Here is an 18,261-nt window from a genome sequence, read left to right on the forward strand (position 1 = left end):
AACTTATTTCCTAATATTGTACACGACGCTCAATCCAGCGAAATTGGATAAACGTTAAGACAATAACCATCAACATCAATAGTGTTGATTGTACTGCCGATGCACCGATTATTTGATTTCTAAAGCCATCATCATATACTTTATAGACGAGGATGCTCGTTGCACGCGCAGGACCTCCAGAAGTTGTGCTATCAATGATACCAAAAGTATCAAACATAACATAATTGACATTAACGATAAGAAGAAAAAATGTCGTTGGTGAAATTTGCGGAAAGACCACCGTCCAAAATCGTTTAAAGGGACCAGCACCATCAATAGCTGCGGCTTCTATTTGAGAACGCGGAACGGACTGAAGACCTGTAAGAAAAAAGAGAAAATTGTAAGAAATCTGTTTCCAGCTAGCCGCAATGACAATAAGAAGCATCGCTTGATTGCCATTAATACGATAATTCCATAAAACCCCTATTTTTTCGAGAAGAAAAGGGATAATCCCAATAGTGGGATGAAAGATAAACAACCATAATATACCTGCCAATACTGGAGCAACAGCATAGGGCCAAAGCAAAAGCATTGTATAAGCCTTTTTTGCACAGATGACACGATCAACACAGACAGCTAAAAGAAGCGATATTGTCATTGATACGACAGTAACTGAGATGGAAAATACTGCGGTTGTAAGAAGTGATTGCAGATAAGCAGGATCAGAAAGAACGGTTAGATAATTTTCAAAACCAATAAAGGTTGCTGTAAAGCCAAAAGGGTCTTCACGCTCAAAAGATGATTTTATTGCTTGAGCAGCAGGCCAAAAGAAAAACAAAAAAGTCACAAGAAGCTGAGGAAAAAGCAATCCGTAAGAAAGGAGACTATTTTTAAAATATGCATGTTTTTCTTGCATTCGTAGGGCTCTTTAAATGTAGAGACTTTAAAAAGACAAACAAAAAGGACTCAACTGTTTTTGTTGAGTCTTTAATGTTTAACAATAAAACGAAATTAATGATTAGATTTTTCAAATTCACGCAAAAGTTTATTTCCACGTTTAACGGTCTCATCTAAACCATCTTTCGGTGTTTTTGAACCACTAAGAACAGCTTCCAACTCTTGATCAAGAATGGCACGGATTTGTGGTAAATTACCAAATCTTATCCCTTTTGAGTTAACTGTTGGTGGATTAAGATTGATCTGCTTGATAGCTATATCGGCACCTGGCGTTTTCTCATAGAAATGTTGTTTTTTGCTCAATTCATAAGTTGCTTTTGTGGTTGGAAGATAACCTGTCTCCTGATGCCATCTTGCTTGATTTTCTGTTTTTGAAAGAAATTTAAGAAAAGCGGCTGCCCCCGCATATTCCTTTGCGGTATGGCCCTTAAACGTCCAAATAGAAGCTCCCCCAATAACTGAATTTTGCGGTGCTCCTTCTACATCCTTATAGTACGGTAGCATACCAACCCCCACATTAAACTGAGCTTCAGAAACAATTCCAGCATATGATCCTGAAGATTGCATTAAAATTGCACAATTTTGTGCCATAAACATTGGTGTTGAATCTAATGCGCCAGCAGGACCACCATAGCGGAAAATACCTTGATCAGACCACTTTTTTAGGTCAGTCCACATATGTACTTGTAAAGGTCCATTAAATGTAAGTTCTGAATCAAATCCTTTAAAGCCATTTTCCTTCGTTCCAAAAGGAACATTATGCAACGCTGAAAAGTTTTCTATACCAATCCATTGAGCGGCATAAGTCATTGTAAAACCACACGTTGCCGCTTTAGTCTCAAGAATTTTTTTGGAAAAATCTTCTATATCTTGCCACGTTTTAGGAGGCTGTTCTGGATCAAGCCCTGCTTTTTTAAAGATATCTTTGTTATAATAAAGGATTGGTGTTGAAATATTGAATGGCATAGAAACCATACGCCCCTGTTCATCGGAGTAATAGCCACTAATAGCAGGAAAATAATCTGTAGAATCGAACTCTTGTTTTGTATCAGCCATAAGTTGATAAAATGGATAGATTGCGCCTTTTGCTGCCATCATAGTTCCAGTACCAACGTCATAAATTTGAGCGAGCACTGGCTGTTTCTTTCCACGAAATGCTGCAATGAGTGAAATCAAACCCTCTTCATACTCACCGCGATATGAAGAAATAACTTTATATTCAGACTGACTCGCATTAAAATCGTTAATAAGACTTTCAGTTTGCTTTCCTAATTCACCACTCATAGAATGCCAAAAGCTGATTTTTGTCTGTGCAAAACTTGCTGTCACCCCCGCTGTAGACATTATGATAGCAACCGTGGCCGCTATGGAAAGATAAAAACGACTCATGGTTCACCCTTTCTGAAGTGATGGAATACAAACTACCCCTAAATTTATAGTATTACACATGAACATGCTATGACAGTTTTATTTCAGAAACATATTCTCTCATTTAAACAGGAACCACCAAAAGGTCAAATGAATTTGTTTAAATTTATTCATTTTCTTTTATAAGCTTTCTTATGTATTAACGAAGAGACAAATAGAATTTCTCTTAAAATTAAAAAAATCATTTTGAGCGCCTAATAGTCTCTTTCCCTGTAACGAGATCACACCCCTCACGCAAAACAAAATGACACTGTATTACCAATTTCCATGCTGTTAAAAAATCTTTCAATACCTCTACATTTCATGATAGCTCCTATAAAATAAGCCATAAAGCCTCTCCACTAAAGTGTCTAAGACTTTTTGTATGCCATCATTTTACACTTCATAAAAGTGCAAAAGAACATCATCATATGAGACCCTCACGCTTCAACAAGTCTTGCATTTGAAATACGTTAAATGAATATTTTTATTCTTTTCTCAATAATTTTTTATCCACACACCAACCCTGCTTGTGATGTGAAAACGAATGATTTTGATTGATTCATTGTAAAAATATTTGAAATAAGAGAAACTGACGTATTAAGGTCTCTTATTTATATGAAAAAACTATTAATTAGCATTATAAATCAATGTATTATTGTTATATATTAGATATTTTTTCCATCATACTAGCTTTATGAAGGTACAGGAGTTTCTTTTATAAAATATATATTTTTTACCTTTGTGCTCGCAATTTCAATGCAAGATCAGGTTGATCTGTCGTAATATAATGTACAGGCATATCAAGCCAATGTGATAACCGAGCTTTTCCGTTGATCGTCCATACTCCTACAGTAAAACCAGCCCCAAGAGCTGATTCAATAAAGTTCTGTGAAACAATAGAACCATTTAAACTGAGATCAGAATATCCCAATTGTTTCCATTCAGAAAAATGACGGTCCATATCACCTTCAAAATTATCAACACATGGACCAGATGGTATTCCTGCTTCAATAAAAGGACGAAGGATAAAAGGATCAAAACTAATTGCAGAAACCCGTTCTGTTAAATTGCGGCTTTTTATGAGCGCAAGCGCTTTTTGGGATAATATTGTTTCACGCTCCACTTCACCACATGTTTTGATTTCAAGATGTAACGCAACATTCGTTGGCGCTAGAAGATCAAGCACCTCTTCTAATAAAGGAGGTGCTTCTCGGCTTCCTTTCACGCAGAGTTGTTTGCGTGTTTCATTATCGATGTCGTGAATATATCCCTTTTTGCCAACCAATTGCTCTAGATAAAAATCGTGAAAGACAACCACCTCACCGCTTTTCAGTAAGTGAACATCACATTCAACTTCATCAACACCTAACGCTATGGCATTATTAAATGCAGAAAGAGTATTTTCAGGATAAAGATGAGCTCCACCACGATGTGCAACAATTTTTTTCTCAGACATGCAAAATTTCATACTTCTCACTTTTCAATATATTGACGTACAGATTTTCAGATAAAGACTTATATCACATGAAAATGCACAATCATTTTTAAAGATTTTTTCTACATTTTTCTGAATATCAAACCCTCAGTCATATTTTATTCTGAAAAAGGCTTATCCTTCATTTCAATTATTCCCATTCAATGGTACCAGGAGGCTTGGAGGTTACATCATACACAACACGATTAATTCCTCTAACTTCGTTAATAATACGTGCTGCTGTCTTACTTAAAAATGCCATATCATAAGGATAAAAATCCGCAGTCATTCCATCTACAGATGTGACAGCGCGAAGAGCACAAACAAATTCATAAGTGCGACCATCCCCCATCACGCCAACAGTTTGAACAGGAAGAAGAACAGCAAAAGCTTGCCAAATTTCATCATAAAGACCAGCTTTACGGATTTCCTCAAGATAGATAGCATCTGCTTCGCGTAAAATTTCTAATTTTTCACGTGTTACAGCACCTGGACACCGAATTGCAAGGCCGGGACCTGGAAAAGGATGGCGACCAATAAATTGCTCCGGTAGCCCTAACTCTCGCCCTAGCGAGCGAACCTCATCCTTAAAGAGTTCACGCAACGGTTCTACAAGCTTCATATTCATCTGTTCTGGTAACCCTCCCACATTATGATGGCTTTTAATGGTTACCGATTCCCCAATAGCAGATACACTCTCAATAACATCTGGATAAAGTGTTCCTTGTGCTAAAAACTCTGCACCTCCTATTTTTTTCGTTTCTTCTTCAAAAACTTCAATAAAAAGACGACCAATTGTTTTGCGTTTTTTTTCTGGATCTATCTCACCTTCTAAAGCATTAAGAAACACATCAGCAGCATTAACGTGAATAAGCTCTATATTATAGTGATCACGGAATAATGTAAGAACCTCCTGAGCCTCATTCTTACGCATCAATCCATGATCTACCAAGATGCATGTCAGTTGATCTCCTATGGCTTCGTGAAGGAGTACCGCTACAACAGATGAATCCACTCCCCCTGAAAGACCACAAATCACACGACTTTTCCCAACTTTTTGTCGTATCGTAGCAATTGCCTGCTCACGATAAGAAGCCATTGACCAATTGCCTTTAATAGCAGAGATCTTATGAACAAAATTTTGCAAAAGTTTTGTACCATTGTGTGTATGGATAACTTCAGGATGAAACTGTACCGCATAAAAATGTCTTTTTTCATCCGCAATAGCCGCATAGGGAGCTCCTTTTGAGGTTCCTATGACACGAAAACCTTCTGGTAAAGCTGCCACACGGTCACCATGGCTCATCCATACTTGATAACGAGAACCTTTTTTCCACACTCCATCAAAAAGGGCACTCTCTTCTTGCACTTCCAAAAAAGCACGCCCAAATTCACGCTCATGCCCAACTTCAACCTTTCCTCCAAGCTGAACACACATGACTTGTTCACCATAGCAAATACCCAGAATCGGAATACCCGCCTCAAAAATTTCCATTGGAGCACGCGGAGAGCCCTCATCAATAACGGAATAAGGACTCCCTGATAAAACAATAGCTTTAGGATTGATCCGTCTAATAGCTTCTAAAGCTAATTGAAAAGGAACAATTTCACAGTATACCCCCATTGCTCGCACCCGTCGTGCAATAAGTTGTGTAACTTGTGAACCAAAGTCAATAATAAGAACAGTGTCTGGATGTGATATGCTCATAGAAAACCAATCAACAATTGTAAAAGAAAACTCATGAGAGTTATGATTCAATCTTTCTCTTTTCACAAGCCTGTTTTCTTAAGAAAAAGATTATTCTCGTAAAGTTTATGATAAAAAGTGCAAAAATATGGATCAATGTTTTTTTTGCAACACAGATAAAAAGAACCCATCTGTTTGTGTTGTGGCCGGCGACAAAGTAAGTCCATAATTTGAAAAAACTGGTTGCACAGGAGAAAAACTAAAATGTTTTTGCCAAAGCGCTGGCATATCTATTGGAGAAAAATGAGAATGTTGTTGAAGAAAATGGGAAATTTGTTCCTCATTTTCATCTGTAAAAAGAGAACAGGTAATATAGATTAAGCGCCCATTTGGCTTAAGATAAGCTATCGCTTCATTCAAAATAGCCCTCTGTTCTGTTTGGCGTTGTTTCACTTGTTCTAATGTTAAACGCCATTTCGCATCTGGACGACGACGCCATGTTCCTGTCCCACTACATGGTGCATCTAGTAGAACTCTATCCATCTGGCCTATTAATGGCTTCAATTCTTCTTTTTGTGCTCGTGTTTGTACATTACGAACACCAGCACGTCGAAGACGATCAAAAATAGGAGCTAGGCGCACTTTATCAAAATCATAAGCATAAATTTGCCCACGATTGTTCATATCGGAAGCTAAAGCTAATGTTTTGCCCCCAGCACCTGCACAATAATCTAATACCTGCATGCCCTCTTGCGCTTCCACAAGGTGAGCAACAATTTGAGATCCTAAATCCTGTATTTCAAAGTGTCCTTTTTGAAAAGCTGGTTCCACTTGAACATTGGGATGACGATTAAACTTTTCAATCGGTGCAATTCTTAAAGCTTGTCTAAACCATGGAAAAGATTTAAGTTTGGTTTTTGCTAATTCTTTCAGCACCTTTTCTGGTGTTGCCTTTAGGTTATTTACCCGTAGGTCTAAAGAAGGACGCGTTGCTAACGCAGCCGCTTCAGTGATCCAATTATCACCAAATAAAGGACGCAGATGCGCTTGACACCATTGCGGAATATCACCACGAATATAGTCTGGAGCATCCACTAATTGCTGACCTTGCCATGATTTACGCTGTTTAACCCCTAATAACTGCGGAGCAAACCGATCTTCGGCCAACTCACCGTCAATTTGCTCCAGCGTCATTTTTCCAGAATCTAATAAAGCACCAAAAACGATATCTCGGATATCATCACTCTCCATACGCCATTGTAAAGAATATCGTCGTCTTAAAACATCATAAACGATTGTACCAATGGCTGCGCGATCACCTGCTCCAGCAAAGCGATGAGAAAGACCCCAATCTTTTAAAGCTTCTCCTACTGGGCGATACCTAATTTCTATCTCTTTGAGAACATCTATTGCCGCTTGCAAACGCCCACCTAATCGCATTCATTTCTCCCATTAAAATAATAAAATTTTAAATCATCTAAAAAAATAATATTACCTCCTTCTTGCCAATGAAACCTTCTCAAAGCCATCAAAAATTTATATTCAATATTAAAATGATTTGACCATACTTTTTTATAAAATCTAATTTAGAGTATCTAGATTTTTCCCTTTATCTTCTGCCCAGTCGCTTTTTATCCTTCTACCTCTTATGTTAAAAGATACGTAGCCATCCATAAAGAACTTATTTCCTCCATGCATTACGAAAAAAACAAACTCTTTAATTATTTGCGTAAAATAATTTACGAGAATTGTCTGAACAACAGAAAAAAATATCTCCCATCTTTGTATGGATATCCTTCTAAAAAATAGAAAAAATATTCTCATAAAATTAAACAAGTTCATCTTACGTTTAACAAAAAATTAACTTTTTAGAAAATGCTTGGAACCACTATTTGGCATGACCGTTTTTATTGTACTGGCAATTGCCAGACAATTTAAAAGGAGAAAATAATGACTTATAATAATGGAAAAACAACCTCATCTAAAAGTCGTCACAATACAATGCCCTCAAACAATGCAAAGAAATCCGTCCAAAGTGATCAGACAAACACTCGCCAACGTGCGTCAAAGACAGGACGGAAGACAACAAAAAGTTAATTCTAATTTTATATAACTTATTTCACATAGTCTTGAAGAAAGAATTAGAGTTTTCGCCTCTAATTCTTTCCTTTTAGGATTATTATTCCAAATCACAAACAGAAAAAGAACAGCCTCTCTTCCTTGTTTGCGGAAGATTTTATATTGATGCAATATGACATTAGGCTCTTGTATCTTTAAACTGGCCCACGATAGTTTGGACTCTCCCGTGTGATAGAAACATCATGCGTATGACTTTCATGGAGTCCTGCATTCGTAATACGAACAAACGTTGCTTTTTCACGAAACTCTACGAGATCTTTTGCCCCAACATACCCCATCGAAGCACGAAGTCCACCAGCAAGCTGATGTAGAACTGATGCTATAGGACCTTTATAAGCCACCTGCCCCTCCACACCTTCAGGAACCAACTTAAGTTCATCACGAACGTCATCTTGAAAATAGCGATCAGCCGATCCTCGTGCCATAGCACCAACAGATCCCATACCGCGATAGGCTTTAAAAGATCGACCTTGATATAGATAAACTTCACCAGGACTTTCTTCTGTACCTGCTAAAAGAGAACCAATCATCGCTGCACAAGCCCCACCCGCTAAAGCTTTAGCAAAATCACCCGAAGCTTTGATCCCTCCATCTGCAATTATGGGAATGCCCGCTTTTTCAGCAACTTCTGCAGCATTCATAATGGCTGCAAGTTGAGGTACACCGACACCAGCAACTATACGCGTTGTGCAAATAGAGCCAGGACCAATCCCAACTTTTACCGCATCTGCACCACTGTCAATCAATGCCTGCGTTGCTTGAGCAGTCGCCACATTCCCAGCAATAACAGCTGGAGAGGAAGTCATCTTTTTAATTCGTTCAACAGTTTCTAGCACACGTTGAGAATGTCCATGTGCTGTATCAATGACCAGAACATCAACGCCTGCGTCAATGAGACGTTCAGCACGCTCAATCCCATCATTCCCAACACTACTAGCCGCTGCAGCACGCAAACGCCCTTGAGAATCTTTAGCAGCATTCGGATTTAATTTCGCTTTTTCGATATCCTTAACTGTTATCAGTCCGACACAACGATTTTGTTCATCCACAACCAATAATTTTTCAATACGGTGATGATGTAAAAGATATTTTGCTTCATTGAGCTGGACATTTTCACGCACTGTGATTAAATTTTCATGCGTCATTAATTCATAAATTTTTTGTTTGGGATCCGATGCAAAACGCACATCCCTATTTGTCAAAATGCCAACAAGCCGTCCAGCAGTTTCACCTTTAGCACCATTTTCAACAACCGGAATACCGGAAATACCATGAGAGCGCATCAAAGATTTTGCTTCTTCAAGTGTTGCATCTGGTCCAATGGTGACTGGATTAACAACCATACCAGATTCAAACTTTTTTACTTGGCGGACCTCTTCTGCCTGCTCTGCAGGAGACATATTACGATGAATAACTCCAAGACCACCAGCTTGAGCCATCGCAATAGCCAAACGCGATTCTGTTACCGTATCCATTGCTGCAGAAAGCAATGGCAAATTGAGCTTAATATCCGCTGCAATGCGCGTACTGAGATCCACTTGACTAGGCATAACAAGAGAATGACCGGGTTGTAAAAGTACATCATCAAAAGTCAGTGCCAATGCACCTGTCCCCGTTTCAACAATCTTTGCCATAGCAAAATTCCTTTTATAATAAAACACCGCAAGGAGCTTTAAAATACAACTGCGGTTCTCATACATGGTAGATTGGCAAAAAATTATGCCATGCTACAAACAAAATGAAAAGAAAAATAAAATATTTTTTTAAGTGTGGTTTATAAAAATTTACAATTGTGATTCAATAGGTAACCAACTTATTATTTTTGCAAATGCGCGACGCCAAAAATTGCTTTCTGGCTCATAGTCAATGCTATATTTTTTTTCATTTTCAATAAAATCCCAATAAATACGATTATTATCACCAAGACGCAGATGATAGCTCATTTCCCCTGTGGTTTCTTCAGAAAACAACAAATCTAATCTTGCTGTAATGGGAGCACATTCAAAAAGAATGCCCATTTCTGTATTTAATGATGCTGATCTTGGATCAAAATTTAAAGATCCAATAAAAGCTGTTTTACGATCAATTAAAAAAGCTTTGGCATGTAAACTTGCCTTACTCGATCGAAACAATCGTAACCCATGAGTATTGCCTTCCGCTTTTAATTCATAAAGATTAACACCACTTTTCAACAATGCCTTACGATACGGTACATAACCACCATGCACTAATGCGACATCAGTAGCAGCTAAAGAATTTGTCAGAATTTTGACATTAACACCCTTTGAAACCAAATTACTAAAATTCTGCGTGCCAACCTTACCAGGAACAAAATAAGGTGACGTAATCTGAACCGTTTTTTGGGCATTTCCAATAACCTTTGAAAGTGCCTTCATAAGCCAATTGCTTGCTTTTTTACGCAATGCTTTTTCTGGAGGGTCAGAAAGAACAACAACTTTGTCTGCTAAAAATAACCGCTTTCCTGTTTGGATAAAACAATTAAAGTTAATGTGCTCTTTGACATAATCTAAATAAACTTTTGCAACCGTGGAATCACGAAACTTTCGTAATTTATCTTTCCAATAGCTAAGATCACTTGCGCTTTTAGGAACAACCAAAGTATGAATTGGCAAAACAACAGCACTATTCCAAAAATCATCAAAGATACTTTCTACCTTTTTAACAGAGGGACCGATTAACATCAAATCTAAATCTCGAAAATGGGATTTTTTACCAGCATCAAAATAAGAATCTGCAAGATTACGTCCTCCTACAAAAGCGACCCTGCCATCAACAATAAAAGCTTTATTATGCATTCTACGTGTTACAGTAATTGCCCGTAATATAATTTCTAAACCACGGCGCAAACCACCTTTACGCGATCGCCCTGGATTAAACATTCTCACCTCAATATGAGGATGTTTATCTAGCGCAATATAAGCTGGATCACGTGCTTGAGCATTAATATCATCCAAAAGAAGCCGTACCCGAACACCCCGATCTGCTGCCTCAACTATTTCACTTAATAATAGGCGCCCCGTTAAATCATCGTCCCAAATATAATACATCAGATCAAGGCTACGCCCAGCCTCTGCTGCTCCTATTGCCCGAACACAAAACGCATCCAAATTGCTGATAATGAGGGAAAGGGCATCTTTATCAATCCCCAATCCATTTTCTTTCTCAGCTAATTGACTGACAATACGATCAAGCTTAGTTTCATCTTTCTGAATAGGCAACGCATAAGAACATTGCCCCCTAGCACTTTTCACAAAACGCCCATACGTATAAATTGCCAACATAGATGCAATAAAAAAAAAGAGGACAAAACCAATAACAATTTGTAAAAAAGGCAAAGAGGGCAAACTTTCTATTTTAAACTATCGCATCATCAGTAATGCAAACGATAACACTAATCACTTTATCTTAATCATGTAGCAGATAAAATGCCACTTTTTGCTTAAGAGAGTATAAATTTAATATTGATGACACAAAAATTTTAGCGGTAGTATTTAAAAGTTTTTAAAATGCCTCTCTGCTTTAATAAATGTAAACTTAACTAAAATTGTATAAATTGAAACAAACAATTAAAATAGTCACAATAAAATTTATATTTGATTTAAATCTCAAAATTATACTCTATAGATAAATTTTACAATAAATGATTGTTTTCTTAAGCCCCCCCACGGACTTTATCAAAATCCACTCTATTTTTTTGAAACTCATGCTTGTCATGAAGAGAGATTTGTTATGAATTTTACTTTCGTTCTTGATTTCTTATTGCTCTCAATTCTTCCATTTTTCTATAAAGTGTAGAGCGACCAATGTGAAGGCGGCGTGCAATCTCACTCATATGTCCTTTATAATGTTTAACCGCTTTCTCGATAATATCATGTTCCATCTCTGCAAAAGTACGCACATGCCCATCAGTATTCAAAAATTTTATCGATTCTTGTTCATCATCTTCTTGCATATTACCCTCAATGATATTGGGAACATTCATTAATGAATTTCCCATTAATTGCGGAAAATCTCGAACAGTTAATAACGGTCCTTCACTGAGTAAAATCGCACGAAATAAAAAGGTTTCAAGCTCATTTCTATTGCCAGGCCAATCATACTGCATAAGCAAGGAAAGAGCAGAGCCTGCTAAACCATGGACATGTGATCGCCCTGTTTCTGTAATAATGCGATCAATCAAACGTTGTGTGATCTCTGGAAAATCATCCCTTAATTCTCGTAAAGCAGGGACGCTAATAGACAAATGAGAAAATTGTTCAAACAAACTATGCAAAAAAAAGTTCTCATTAACCAAGTCCTTTAAACGCGATGTTGAAATAGCGATGATCCGGAAAGGAAAAAAATCTCCTTTTGTATCCCTTTCCCTTTCTTTAAGGTAATGAGCAAACCGTTTTTGCTGTATGGGCTCAAGTCGATCAATATCACAAAGGCAAAGTGTCCCTTTTTCAAGAGAAGAAACCAATGGCAGGAATTCTTTAAACCACTGCTGATTTTCTTCTTCTGGATCAACGATAGCTGAACATTGAAAGCGAATAAAAACACCCTCCGAGAATAATCCCTCATGATGAATAATCCGAGCTAATGTCTCACGTCCTGTTCCAGCTTCCCCCTCTATCAAAAGATTCTGTAAAGAAGTTGCTGCTTGTCTCGATTGTTCTAACACTATCTGCATAGCTCTACTTTTTACGCAAAGATCAGAAAACCGTAAATGATTCTCTTTTTTTCGCCGAATATCTCGCACCTCATGCTCCAAGGCAGAAATAAGAGCAAGGATATCCAAAGTAACTCTTACGCGTAATAATGTTACTGGATGGATCCAATAATCAATCGCTCCAGCTGTTAAAGCTTTCTGGAGTAAATGCTGATTCTCTTGTTGTGCTATAACGACAATAGGAACAGAAACACCAGCAACTCTAATCATTTTAATCAAATCGCTCACACTCAAATCACTCATAACGACATCAAGGAGTGCAAGCACAATGTTTTTACGCCTATGTAAAAGATCAATCGTACGGAGACCATTTTCTGCTTCAATGACACGATAACCAAAACCTCGCAGCATAGCAGAAAGTTCTATACGTCTTCCATAATCTTCACTCGCAACAAGAATGGGACCAACCATAATGTCAATAATCTCCTTTGAGACTACTCAGCAGCTTAATATAAAAATTGTTGTAAACCATAAGAAATATTTCACCTCTTGTGTTTCACTTACGAACTTTATCAAGCTGTCAATTAAATACAACATTAAGGCATTTTTTTCCATTTTTTTGCTTTTTCATTGATTTTCATCAAATTTTTCATATTGACTCATGAGGTAATTTAATAATGTTATAGAAACTAGAGAGCAAAATAATCTAAATAGAGTGCAATAAATGAAACATACCTATCATATTTTATGTCTTACAATCACCACCTTGCTGTTAAGTGCCTGTAACTTTTCGCAATATTATAACTCAAATATGCCAACTGGAATTGATGGAAAATGGATTGATGAGAATGGTATTATTTCTTCTTTCCACAATGGTGTTTTTGAAACGCATGCAGCAGATACAGAAGAAAAACTATCAGAAGGGACATATAATTATCTCAATGCTCAAAATATAGAAATTGAAATACGCTCTATTCTCCGTGGAACAATTTCTAGAGTCAATTGTACAATGTCATATGACGCCACACAACTTCTCTGCACCTCACATACAGGAGCTCAGTTTTTTCTTCAGAGAAAATCTTAACAAAGTACAAGGGAAGCCTCTCTTAAGAACAGAGGGAGCACATACATTAAGCAGGAGGCGATATCCTTTCTCCTCCTAATAGGAAATCCTCTCTAAAATATGCAAAGAGACTGTTACAATCTCTATCCATAGGATTTTTTAAACATTATGAAATGCGCAAAACACTCATTTTCTTCTACAAAACATAAGCAAACTCATTTCACAAAAAATTATAACTTTGTATCATTCAATCTATTTTAACCTAAAATAACATTTTTTTGGTAGGGAACTTTAATCTAAGCAGCGCCAATGCGCAAAAGATCATGAAAATGAACAATTCCTATCGGTTTTTTATCTTCAACCACAAAAAATGCACCAATCTGATGATCATTAATAAAAGCTGTTGCTGCACCAACAAGTGTATTTGGCTTTACAACTTTAGGAGCTTTGGTCATCACCTCGTCAACATTAAATTTTGATAAATTAAAATGAATGTTACGTGCAAGATCGCCATCAGTTACAATGCCGATTAGTTCACCTTCCTGATTCACAACACCAACACAACCAAAATGTTTTTTTACCAAAACATTCATCGCTTCAGTCATAGCTGTTCCCTGCATAACCAAAGGAATACTATCACCCTCATGCATAATATCACGCACATATTTGAGGCTTGCACCAAGAGAACCACCAGGATGATATATTTTGAAATCCGTTGCGGTAAAACCACGCATTTCTAAGAGAGAAACCGCTAATGCATCTCCCATTGCCAATTGCATAATTGTTGAAGTTGTAGGCGCTAAACCATGGGGACAAGCCTCTTCTATCTTTGGTAATAATAGCACAATATCAGCTTGTCGTCCTAACACAGAATGCTCACTTGATGTCATTGCAATAAGGGGGATACGAAAACGTGCAGCATAGCTCATAATGCCACTTAACTCTTGAGTTTCACCAGACCATGATAAAGCAAGAATAACATCATCAGATCCAATCATACCAAGATCACCATGATTGGCTTCTGCAGCATGAACAAAAAAAGCCGGTGTTCCTGTTGAAGCTAAGGTTGCTGCAATTTTTGTCCCTATATGACCACTTTTCCCAAGACCAGTAATGACCACATGTCCACGGGCATTTCTAATAGTTTGAACAGCTGCTTCAAAAGAAGAAGAAAGACTTCCAAGAAGAGCTTCTTCAAGGGCTTTAAGCCCTTGCTTTTCACTTGCAAGTGTTTTAAGCGCCGATGCAACAGCACCTTGCAAAGCCACATGAGGAGATGGTCTGGTCATAATCAAATTCGATCAATAAAATTAAATGAGAAATCTACATCATTTTCAATTTTAATGGTTTCCAATAAATTTTTCAATGAGGCAGAAATGTGACTGTGCATATCAGCGCGGGCTAAAGAAAATGCAACATTAGCTTCAATAAAACCAGCTTTAGAACCGCAATCAAAAGTGCGCCCTTCTAATTGCAAACCCCAAAAATTCTGTTCGTTTGAAAGCCGTATCATCGCATCTGTTAATTGAATTTCATTTCCTGCTCCTCTTTCTTGAGTGGAAAGAATATTAAAAATTTCTGGCTGCAAAATATAACGTCCATTGATATATAAATTTGATGGTGCCGTTCCTTGTGCTGGTTTCTCTACCATTTTTGTGATTTCAAAACCATTTGCAATCTGTTTGCCTTTCCCAACAATACCATATTTATGAGTTTCTCTAGGATCGCATTCCTGAACTGCTATAATATTTCCCCCACCCACCTTTTCATAAAGGCTCATCATTTCAGAAAGACAGCCCTTTTTCGCTTGTATCAACATATCCGGTAATAACAAAGCAAAAGGTTCCCCTGCAACTAATTCACGTGCACACCAAAGAGCATGCCCTAATCCCAAAGGTTGTTGTTGCCGAGTGAAAGAAGTTGACCCTGGTAATGGCTGTAAACGGTATAAATGTGCAAGATCTTCTTTCTTTCCACATTCAGCAAGTGTCGTATATAATTCAACTTGCTCATCAAAATAATCCTCAATAACGGCTTTGTTACGTCCAGTTACAAAAATAAAATGCTCAATACCAGCTTCCCTCGCCTCATCCATAACATATTGAATAACAGGTTTATCAACAACTGTTAGCATTTCTTTAGGAATCGTTTTTGTCGCAGGAAGAAAACGCGTACCAAGACCTGCTACTGGGAATACTGCTTTCCGGATTTTACGCACACTCACCCTCCTCAATGAATTCATATAACTTTTTTGTTTTATTTATCATATGTTTTTACGAAATGGTAAAAAAGATATCTTATTGTTTTGATTATCATTATAATGGGCAATCAAAAATGTAAAAAGAGTCTGAGAATTTATTGAAGGGATTAAAACGAATTATTTATTTCAGTTTTCTCCTCTTCTTGATCATATTATCGATTAAACTAAATACAAAATAAAGTTATTGCACATCTAATGAATTGAATATTAATGGGGATTTCAAAATGCAAAAAACAGAATTGAAGACTTTCTCTTTTTTAGAGAAGTCAATAGCTTGGAGAACTCTTCTCACTGGCTCTGCCGTTATTTTTTCTGCTTTTTTAATGTTTTTTGCACCCCTTTCATATGCTGACAGCGGATTTAAACATTGGATTCAAGAGTTTAAAAAAATAGCTATTGCTCAAAATATTACTCCTTCTACGTTTCATATGGCGTTTAAAGGTGTTAATGCCATTGATCCAGAAGTTCTAAAAAGCGCCGCATACCAACCGGAATTTGTTGCTCCTTCATGGAACTATTTCGATAATCGTGTCCATGATATTGCAATTGAGGAAGGACGGCGCCAAACTCAAAAATGGAACAAATGGCTTCTTCAAATTGAAAAACGTTTTGGTGTGGACCGCAATATTCTGCTTGCTATTTGGTCAATGGAAAGCAATTATGGGAAAGTTTTAACCAATAAAAGTGTAATGCGTGATACCATTCGCTCTCTTGCAACGCTAGCCTATGCTGATAAAAAACGTGCAAAATATGCATATACACAGCTGATTGCTGCTCTGAAAATTCTACAAAGTGGCGAAATTAACCGCTCTCAACTTACTGGATCTTGGGCCGGCGCATTGGGGCATACACAATTTATTCCAAGCAGTTATCTCGCCTATGCTGTTGATATGGACCAAGATGGACGGCGTGATATTTGGAACTCTGTTCCCGATGCTCTTGCTACTGCTGCTAACCTTCTCCATAAAAATGGCTGGCAACCTAATCTTATTTGGGGAGTAGAAGTAAAAGTGCCGCAGGGGAAAAACCTTCCTGAAGGCTGGTATTCCTTTGAACAATGGAAAAAATTAGGTGTAAAACACGCAAATGGGCATCCTCTTCCTACATTAGCTGAACAAGCAATATTAAAATATCCAGATGGAGAAAAAGGACCTATATTTTTAGTCACAAAAAATTTCTTTGTTCTGAAACATTATAATAATGCCGATCGTTATGCTCTTGCTGTTGCCCTTCTTGCTGATCGCATCGCTGGATATCCTGGATTGGTGCATGATTGGCAAAGACCTTTTCAATCTATTACTTTCCAAGAATGTAAAGAACTGCAATCGCGCTTAAGGGCACTGGGCTATTATAAAGGGAATGTTGATGGAAAAATCGGAACAGCCTCTCGCGAAGCAATTAAAGCTTTTCAACTCCGTCACGGACTAAAAGCAAATGGATATCCATCATCTCAAGTGCTTTTTCTCCTTCGCAAACAATAAGAGAGACTAAGGTTTTGTCTTCTTTTCGCCTGATATACTTGACATTATTGCTGTTTTCACTTTCTATTGTGGGGATCTTACAGCCATCCCCAAGTAAAGCAACGAACTTCTTCAAATGGTTGTCACAACAAAACAAACAGACACAGCAGCCACCGCAAATTATAGAACAAAAAATAGACAAGCCGCAAAAAAAGATCGTAACACAAAAAAACATACAAAAGCTAAAAAATGAGAATGCAAAGCGCATTCTTGTCATAGGGGATTTTGCAGCTTCTGCTGTTGCCGATGCACTTAAGAAGTCTTTTATAAATAATAGCGATATCGTTATCATGAACAACACAGTACCAGCTTCCGGCTTAGTTCGAACGGATTATTATTCTTGGCAAGGCAATATTTCTAAACTCATTGATCAAAATAATCCCGATGTTATTATCATGATGATCGGTGCAAATGATAATCAACCCATCACAGACTCTCATAACATGATTAACACAGATCAGTCAGAATGGATGCGCATCTACAAACAAAGAATTATCGAAATTGCTGAAAGTCTTCATGCCTCTGGAAAATCATGGATATGGATAGGTCAGCCTTCTTTTGGAAATGATCTTTTGACACAAAAAATGAAAATTTTTAATGCGCTCTATAAACAAGAAACCGAAACAGCAGGAGGGTATTTTCTCGATATCTGGAGCGGCTTTAGTGATGAAGAAGGAAATTTTTCTTTTTCAGGCTATGATATTAATGGGAAAATAACCAAATTACGCACCAATAATGGCATGTATTTCACCTCTGAAGGAAAGAAAAAACTTGCCTCTTATTTAGAAAAACCATTGAAAAATATTTTAAATTTTCATGCCTTTTCTCATGAAAATTCATACTCAACCGATAAAGCTATTCAAAAACTTATACAAGAGCCAAATAATCAAGAGTCAAGTAATATTATACGCCAGCCTCCAATGAGCCTCGATGATATGGTACAACAAAATACCCACCTTCTAGGCAGAAGAACGTCAAGTTTTATAAAAAAATCATGGTTTCCACCAAATGGGCATCAAAAAGATCGGGCTGATAATTTTTCTTTCCCATAATGTCTATTTAAAATACAAAATCTAATTTCCTCTATAAACAAAAAGCGA

The 18,261-nt window shown here is 37.3% G+C and carries 14 protein-coding genes; 4 read left to right on the forward strand and 10 right to left on the reverse strand.

Features of this window, described 5'->3' with window-relative positions; translation table 11 throughout:
• Window positions 1–10: 10 nt before the first annotated feature.
• From ugpA to ACFIJJ_RS04175, 5 genes are all read right to left on the reverse strand, one after another.
• Window positions 11–895 carry a sn-glycerol-3-phosphate ABC transporter permease UgpA gene (gene ugpA / locus ACFIJJ_RS04155; protein WP_375622981.1) on the reverse strand — a complete coding sequence of 295 codons (885 nt, stop codon included), beginning with the start codon at window positions 893–895 and terminating at the stop codon, window positions 11–13.
• A 95-nt stretch (window positions 896–990) separates the two neighbouring features.
• On the reverse strand, window positions 991–2,325 hold the full coding sequence (gene ugpB, locus ACFIJJ_RS04160) for a sn-glycerol-3-phosphate ABC transporter substrate-binding protein UgpB (RefSeq protein ID WP_375622979.1): 1,335 nt from the start codon (window positions 2,323–2,325) through the stop codon (window positions 991–993).
• A gap of 754 nt (window positions 2,326–3,079) precedes the next feature.
• A complete protein-coding gene (locus ACFIJJ_RS04165; protein ID WP_375646019.1) occupies window positions 3,080–3,802 on the reverse strand; it encodes a glycerophosphodiester phosphodiesterase in 723 nt (240 codons plus the stop codon).
• Between the two features lie 169 nt (window positions 3,803–3,971).
• Complete coding sequence (gene guaA / locus ACFIJJ_RS04170) at window positions 3,972–5,528, reverse strand: glutamine-hydrolyzing GMP synthase (protein ID WP_375646043.1); 1,557 nt, start codon at window positions 5,526–5,528, stop codon at window positions 3,972–3,974.
• 132 nt (window positions 5,529–5,660) lie between these two features.
• Entirely contained in the window at window positions 5,661–6,947 is a 1,287-nt protein-coding gene (locus ACFIJJ_RS04175) for an RsmB/NOP family class I SAM-dependent RNA methyltransferase (protein ID WP_375646021.1), read from the reverse strand.
• A gap of 510 nt (window positions 6,948–7,457) precedes the next feature.
• Between ACFIJJ_RS04175 and ACFIJJ_RS04180 the strand changes: the two genes are divergently transcribed.
• Window positions 7,458–7,604 (forward strand): hypothetical protein, encoded by a 147-nt coding sequence (locus ACFIJJ_RS04180; protein WP_375622973.1) that lies wholly within the window; start codon window positions 7,458–7,460, stop codon window positions 7,602–7,604.
• Window positions 7,605–7,780: 176 nt separating this feature from the next.
• Here ACFIJJ_RS04180 and guaB read toward each other — a convergent pair whose 3' ends face one another.
• The 3 genes from guaB to ACFIJJ_RS04195 form a co-directional block, all read right to left on the reverse strand.
• Window positions 7,781–9,280, reverse strand: coding sequence for an IMP dehydrogenase (guaB, locus tag ACFIJJ_RS04185; protein WP_375646024.1), 1,500 nt, complete (start codon window positions 9,278–9,280; stop codon window positions 7,781–7,783).
• 150 nt (window positions 9,281–9,430) lie between these two features.
• Window positions 9,431–11,002, reverse strand: a complete 1,572-nt coding sequence (locus ACFIJJ_RS04190) for a phospholipase D family protein (RefSeq protein ID WP_375622969.1) — start codon at window positions 11,000–11,002, stop codon at window positions 9,431–9,433.
• A 401-nt stretch (window positions 11,003–11,403) separates the two neighbouring features.
• Complete coding sequence (locus ACFIJJ_RS04195) at window positions 11,404–12,789, reverse strand: sigma-54-dependent transcriptional regulator (protein WP_375622967.1); 1,386 nt, start codon at window positions 12,787–12,789, stop codon at window positions 11,404–11,406.
• 253 nt (window positions 12,790–13,042) lie between these two features.
• Between ACFIJJ_RS04195 and ACFIJJ_RS04200 the strand changes: the two genes are divergently transcribed.
• Window positions 13,043–13,402, forward strand: a complete 360-nt coding sequence (locus ACFIJJ_RS04200) for a hypothetical protein (RefSeq protein WP_375622965.1) — start codon at window positions 13,043–13,045, stop codon at window positions 13,400–13,402.
• A 275-nt stretch (window positions 13,403–13,677) separates the two neighbouring features.
• On the opposite strand, the gene ACFIJJ_RS04205 is transcribed toward ACFIJJ_RS04200, so the two are convergent.
• Together ACFIJJ_RS04205 and ACFIJJ_RS04210 are read right to left on the reverse strand one after the other, a co-directional pair.
• Window positions 13,678–14,670, reverse strand: a complete 993-nt coding sequence (locus ACFIJJ_RS04205) for an SIS domain-containing protein (protein ID WP_375622963.1) — start codon at window positions 14,668–14,670, stop codon at window positions 13,678–13,680.
• 2 nt (window positions 14,671–14,672) lie between these two features.
• A complete protein-coding gene (locus tag ACFIJJ_RS04210) occupies window positions 14,673–15,599 on the reverse strand; it encodes a UTP--glucose-1-phosphate uridylyltransferase (RefSeq protein ID WP_375622961.1) in 927 nt (308 codons plus the stop codon).
• A 266-nt stretch (window positions 15,600–15,865) separates the two neighbouring features.
• Here ACFIJJ_RS04210 and ACFIJJ_RS04215 point away from each other — a divergent pair, with 266 nt between their 5' ends.
• Together ACFIJJ_RS04215 and ACFIJJ_RS04220 are read left to right on the forward strand one after the other, a co-directional pair.
• Window positions 15,866–17,122 carry a lytic murein transglycosylase gene (locus ACFIJJ_RS04215; RefSeq protein WP_375646026.1) on the forward strand — a complete coding sequence of 419 codons (1,257 nt, stop codon included), beginning with the start codon at window positions 15,866–15,868 and terminating at the stop codon, window positions 17,120–17,122.
• Between the two features lie 14 nt (window positions 17,123–17,136).
• Window positions 17,137–18,213 (forward strand): SGNH family hydrolase, encoded by a 1,077-nt coding sequence (locus ACFIJJ_RS04220; protein ID WP_375622957.1) that lies wholly within the window; start codon window positions 17,137–17,139, stop codon window positions 18,211–18,213.
• Window positions 18,214–18,261 lie beyond the last annotated feature (48 nt).

The sequence above is a fragment of the Bartonella sp. TT29SHDZB genome, assembly GCF_042193395.1.
In the GTDB taxonomy this organism is placed as follows: Bacteria; Pseudomonadota; Alphaproteobacteria; order Rhizobiales; family Rhizobiaceae; genus Bartonella.

What these genes read in the sequence shown, in the direction of transcription:
- ACFIJJ_RS04215 (WP_375646026.1), top strand. Translation starts at nt 15,866, where the DNA reads ATGCAAAAAACAGAATTGAAGACTTTCTCTTTTTTAGAGAAGTCAATA.
- ACFIJJ_RS04205 (WP_375622963.1), bottom strand. Translation starts at nt 14,670, where the DNA reads ATGACCAGACCATCTCCTCATGTGGCTTTGCAAGGTGCTGTTGCATCG.
- ACFIJJ_RS04200 (WP_375622965.1), top strand. Translation starts at nt 13,043, where the DNA reads ATGAAACATACCTATCATATTTTATGTCTTACAATCACCACCTTGCTG.
- ACFIJJ_RS04175 (WP_375646021.1), bottom strand. Translation starts at nt 6,947, where the DNA reads ATGCGATTAGGTGGGCGTTTGCAAGCGGCAATAGATGTTCTCAAAGAG.
- ugpA (WP_375622981.1), bottom strand. Translation starts at nt 895, where the DNA reads ATGCAAGAAAAACATGCATATTTTAAAAATAGTCTCCTTTCTTACGGA.
- ACFIJJ_RS04195 (WP_375622967.1), bottom strand. Translation starts at nt 12,789, where the DNA reads ATGGTTGGTCCCATTCTTGTTGCGAGTGAAGATTATGGAAGACGTATA.
- ACFIJJ_RS04180 (WP_375622973.1), top strand. Translation starts at nt 7,458, where the DNA reads ATGACTTATAATAATGGAAAAACAACCTCATCTAAAAGTCGTCACAAT.
- ugpB (WP_375622979.1), bottom strand. Translation starts at nt 2,325, where the DNA reads ATGAGTCGTTTTTATCTTTCCATAGCGGCCACGGTTGCTATCATAATG.
- guaA (WP_375646043.1), bottom strand. Translation starts at nt 5,528, where the DNA reads ATGAGCATATCACATCCAGACACTGTTCTTATTATTGACTTTGGTTCA.
- ACFIJJ_RS04165 (WP_375646019.1), bottom strand. Translation starts at nt 3,802, where the DNA reads ATGTCTGAGAAAAAAATTGTTGCACATCGTGGTGGAGCTCATCTTTAT.
- guaB (WP_375646024.1), bottom strand. Translation starts at nt 9,280, where the DNA reads ATGGCAAAGATTGTTGAAACGGGGACAGGTGCATTGGCACTGACTTTT.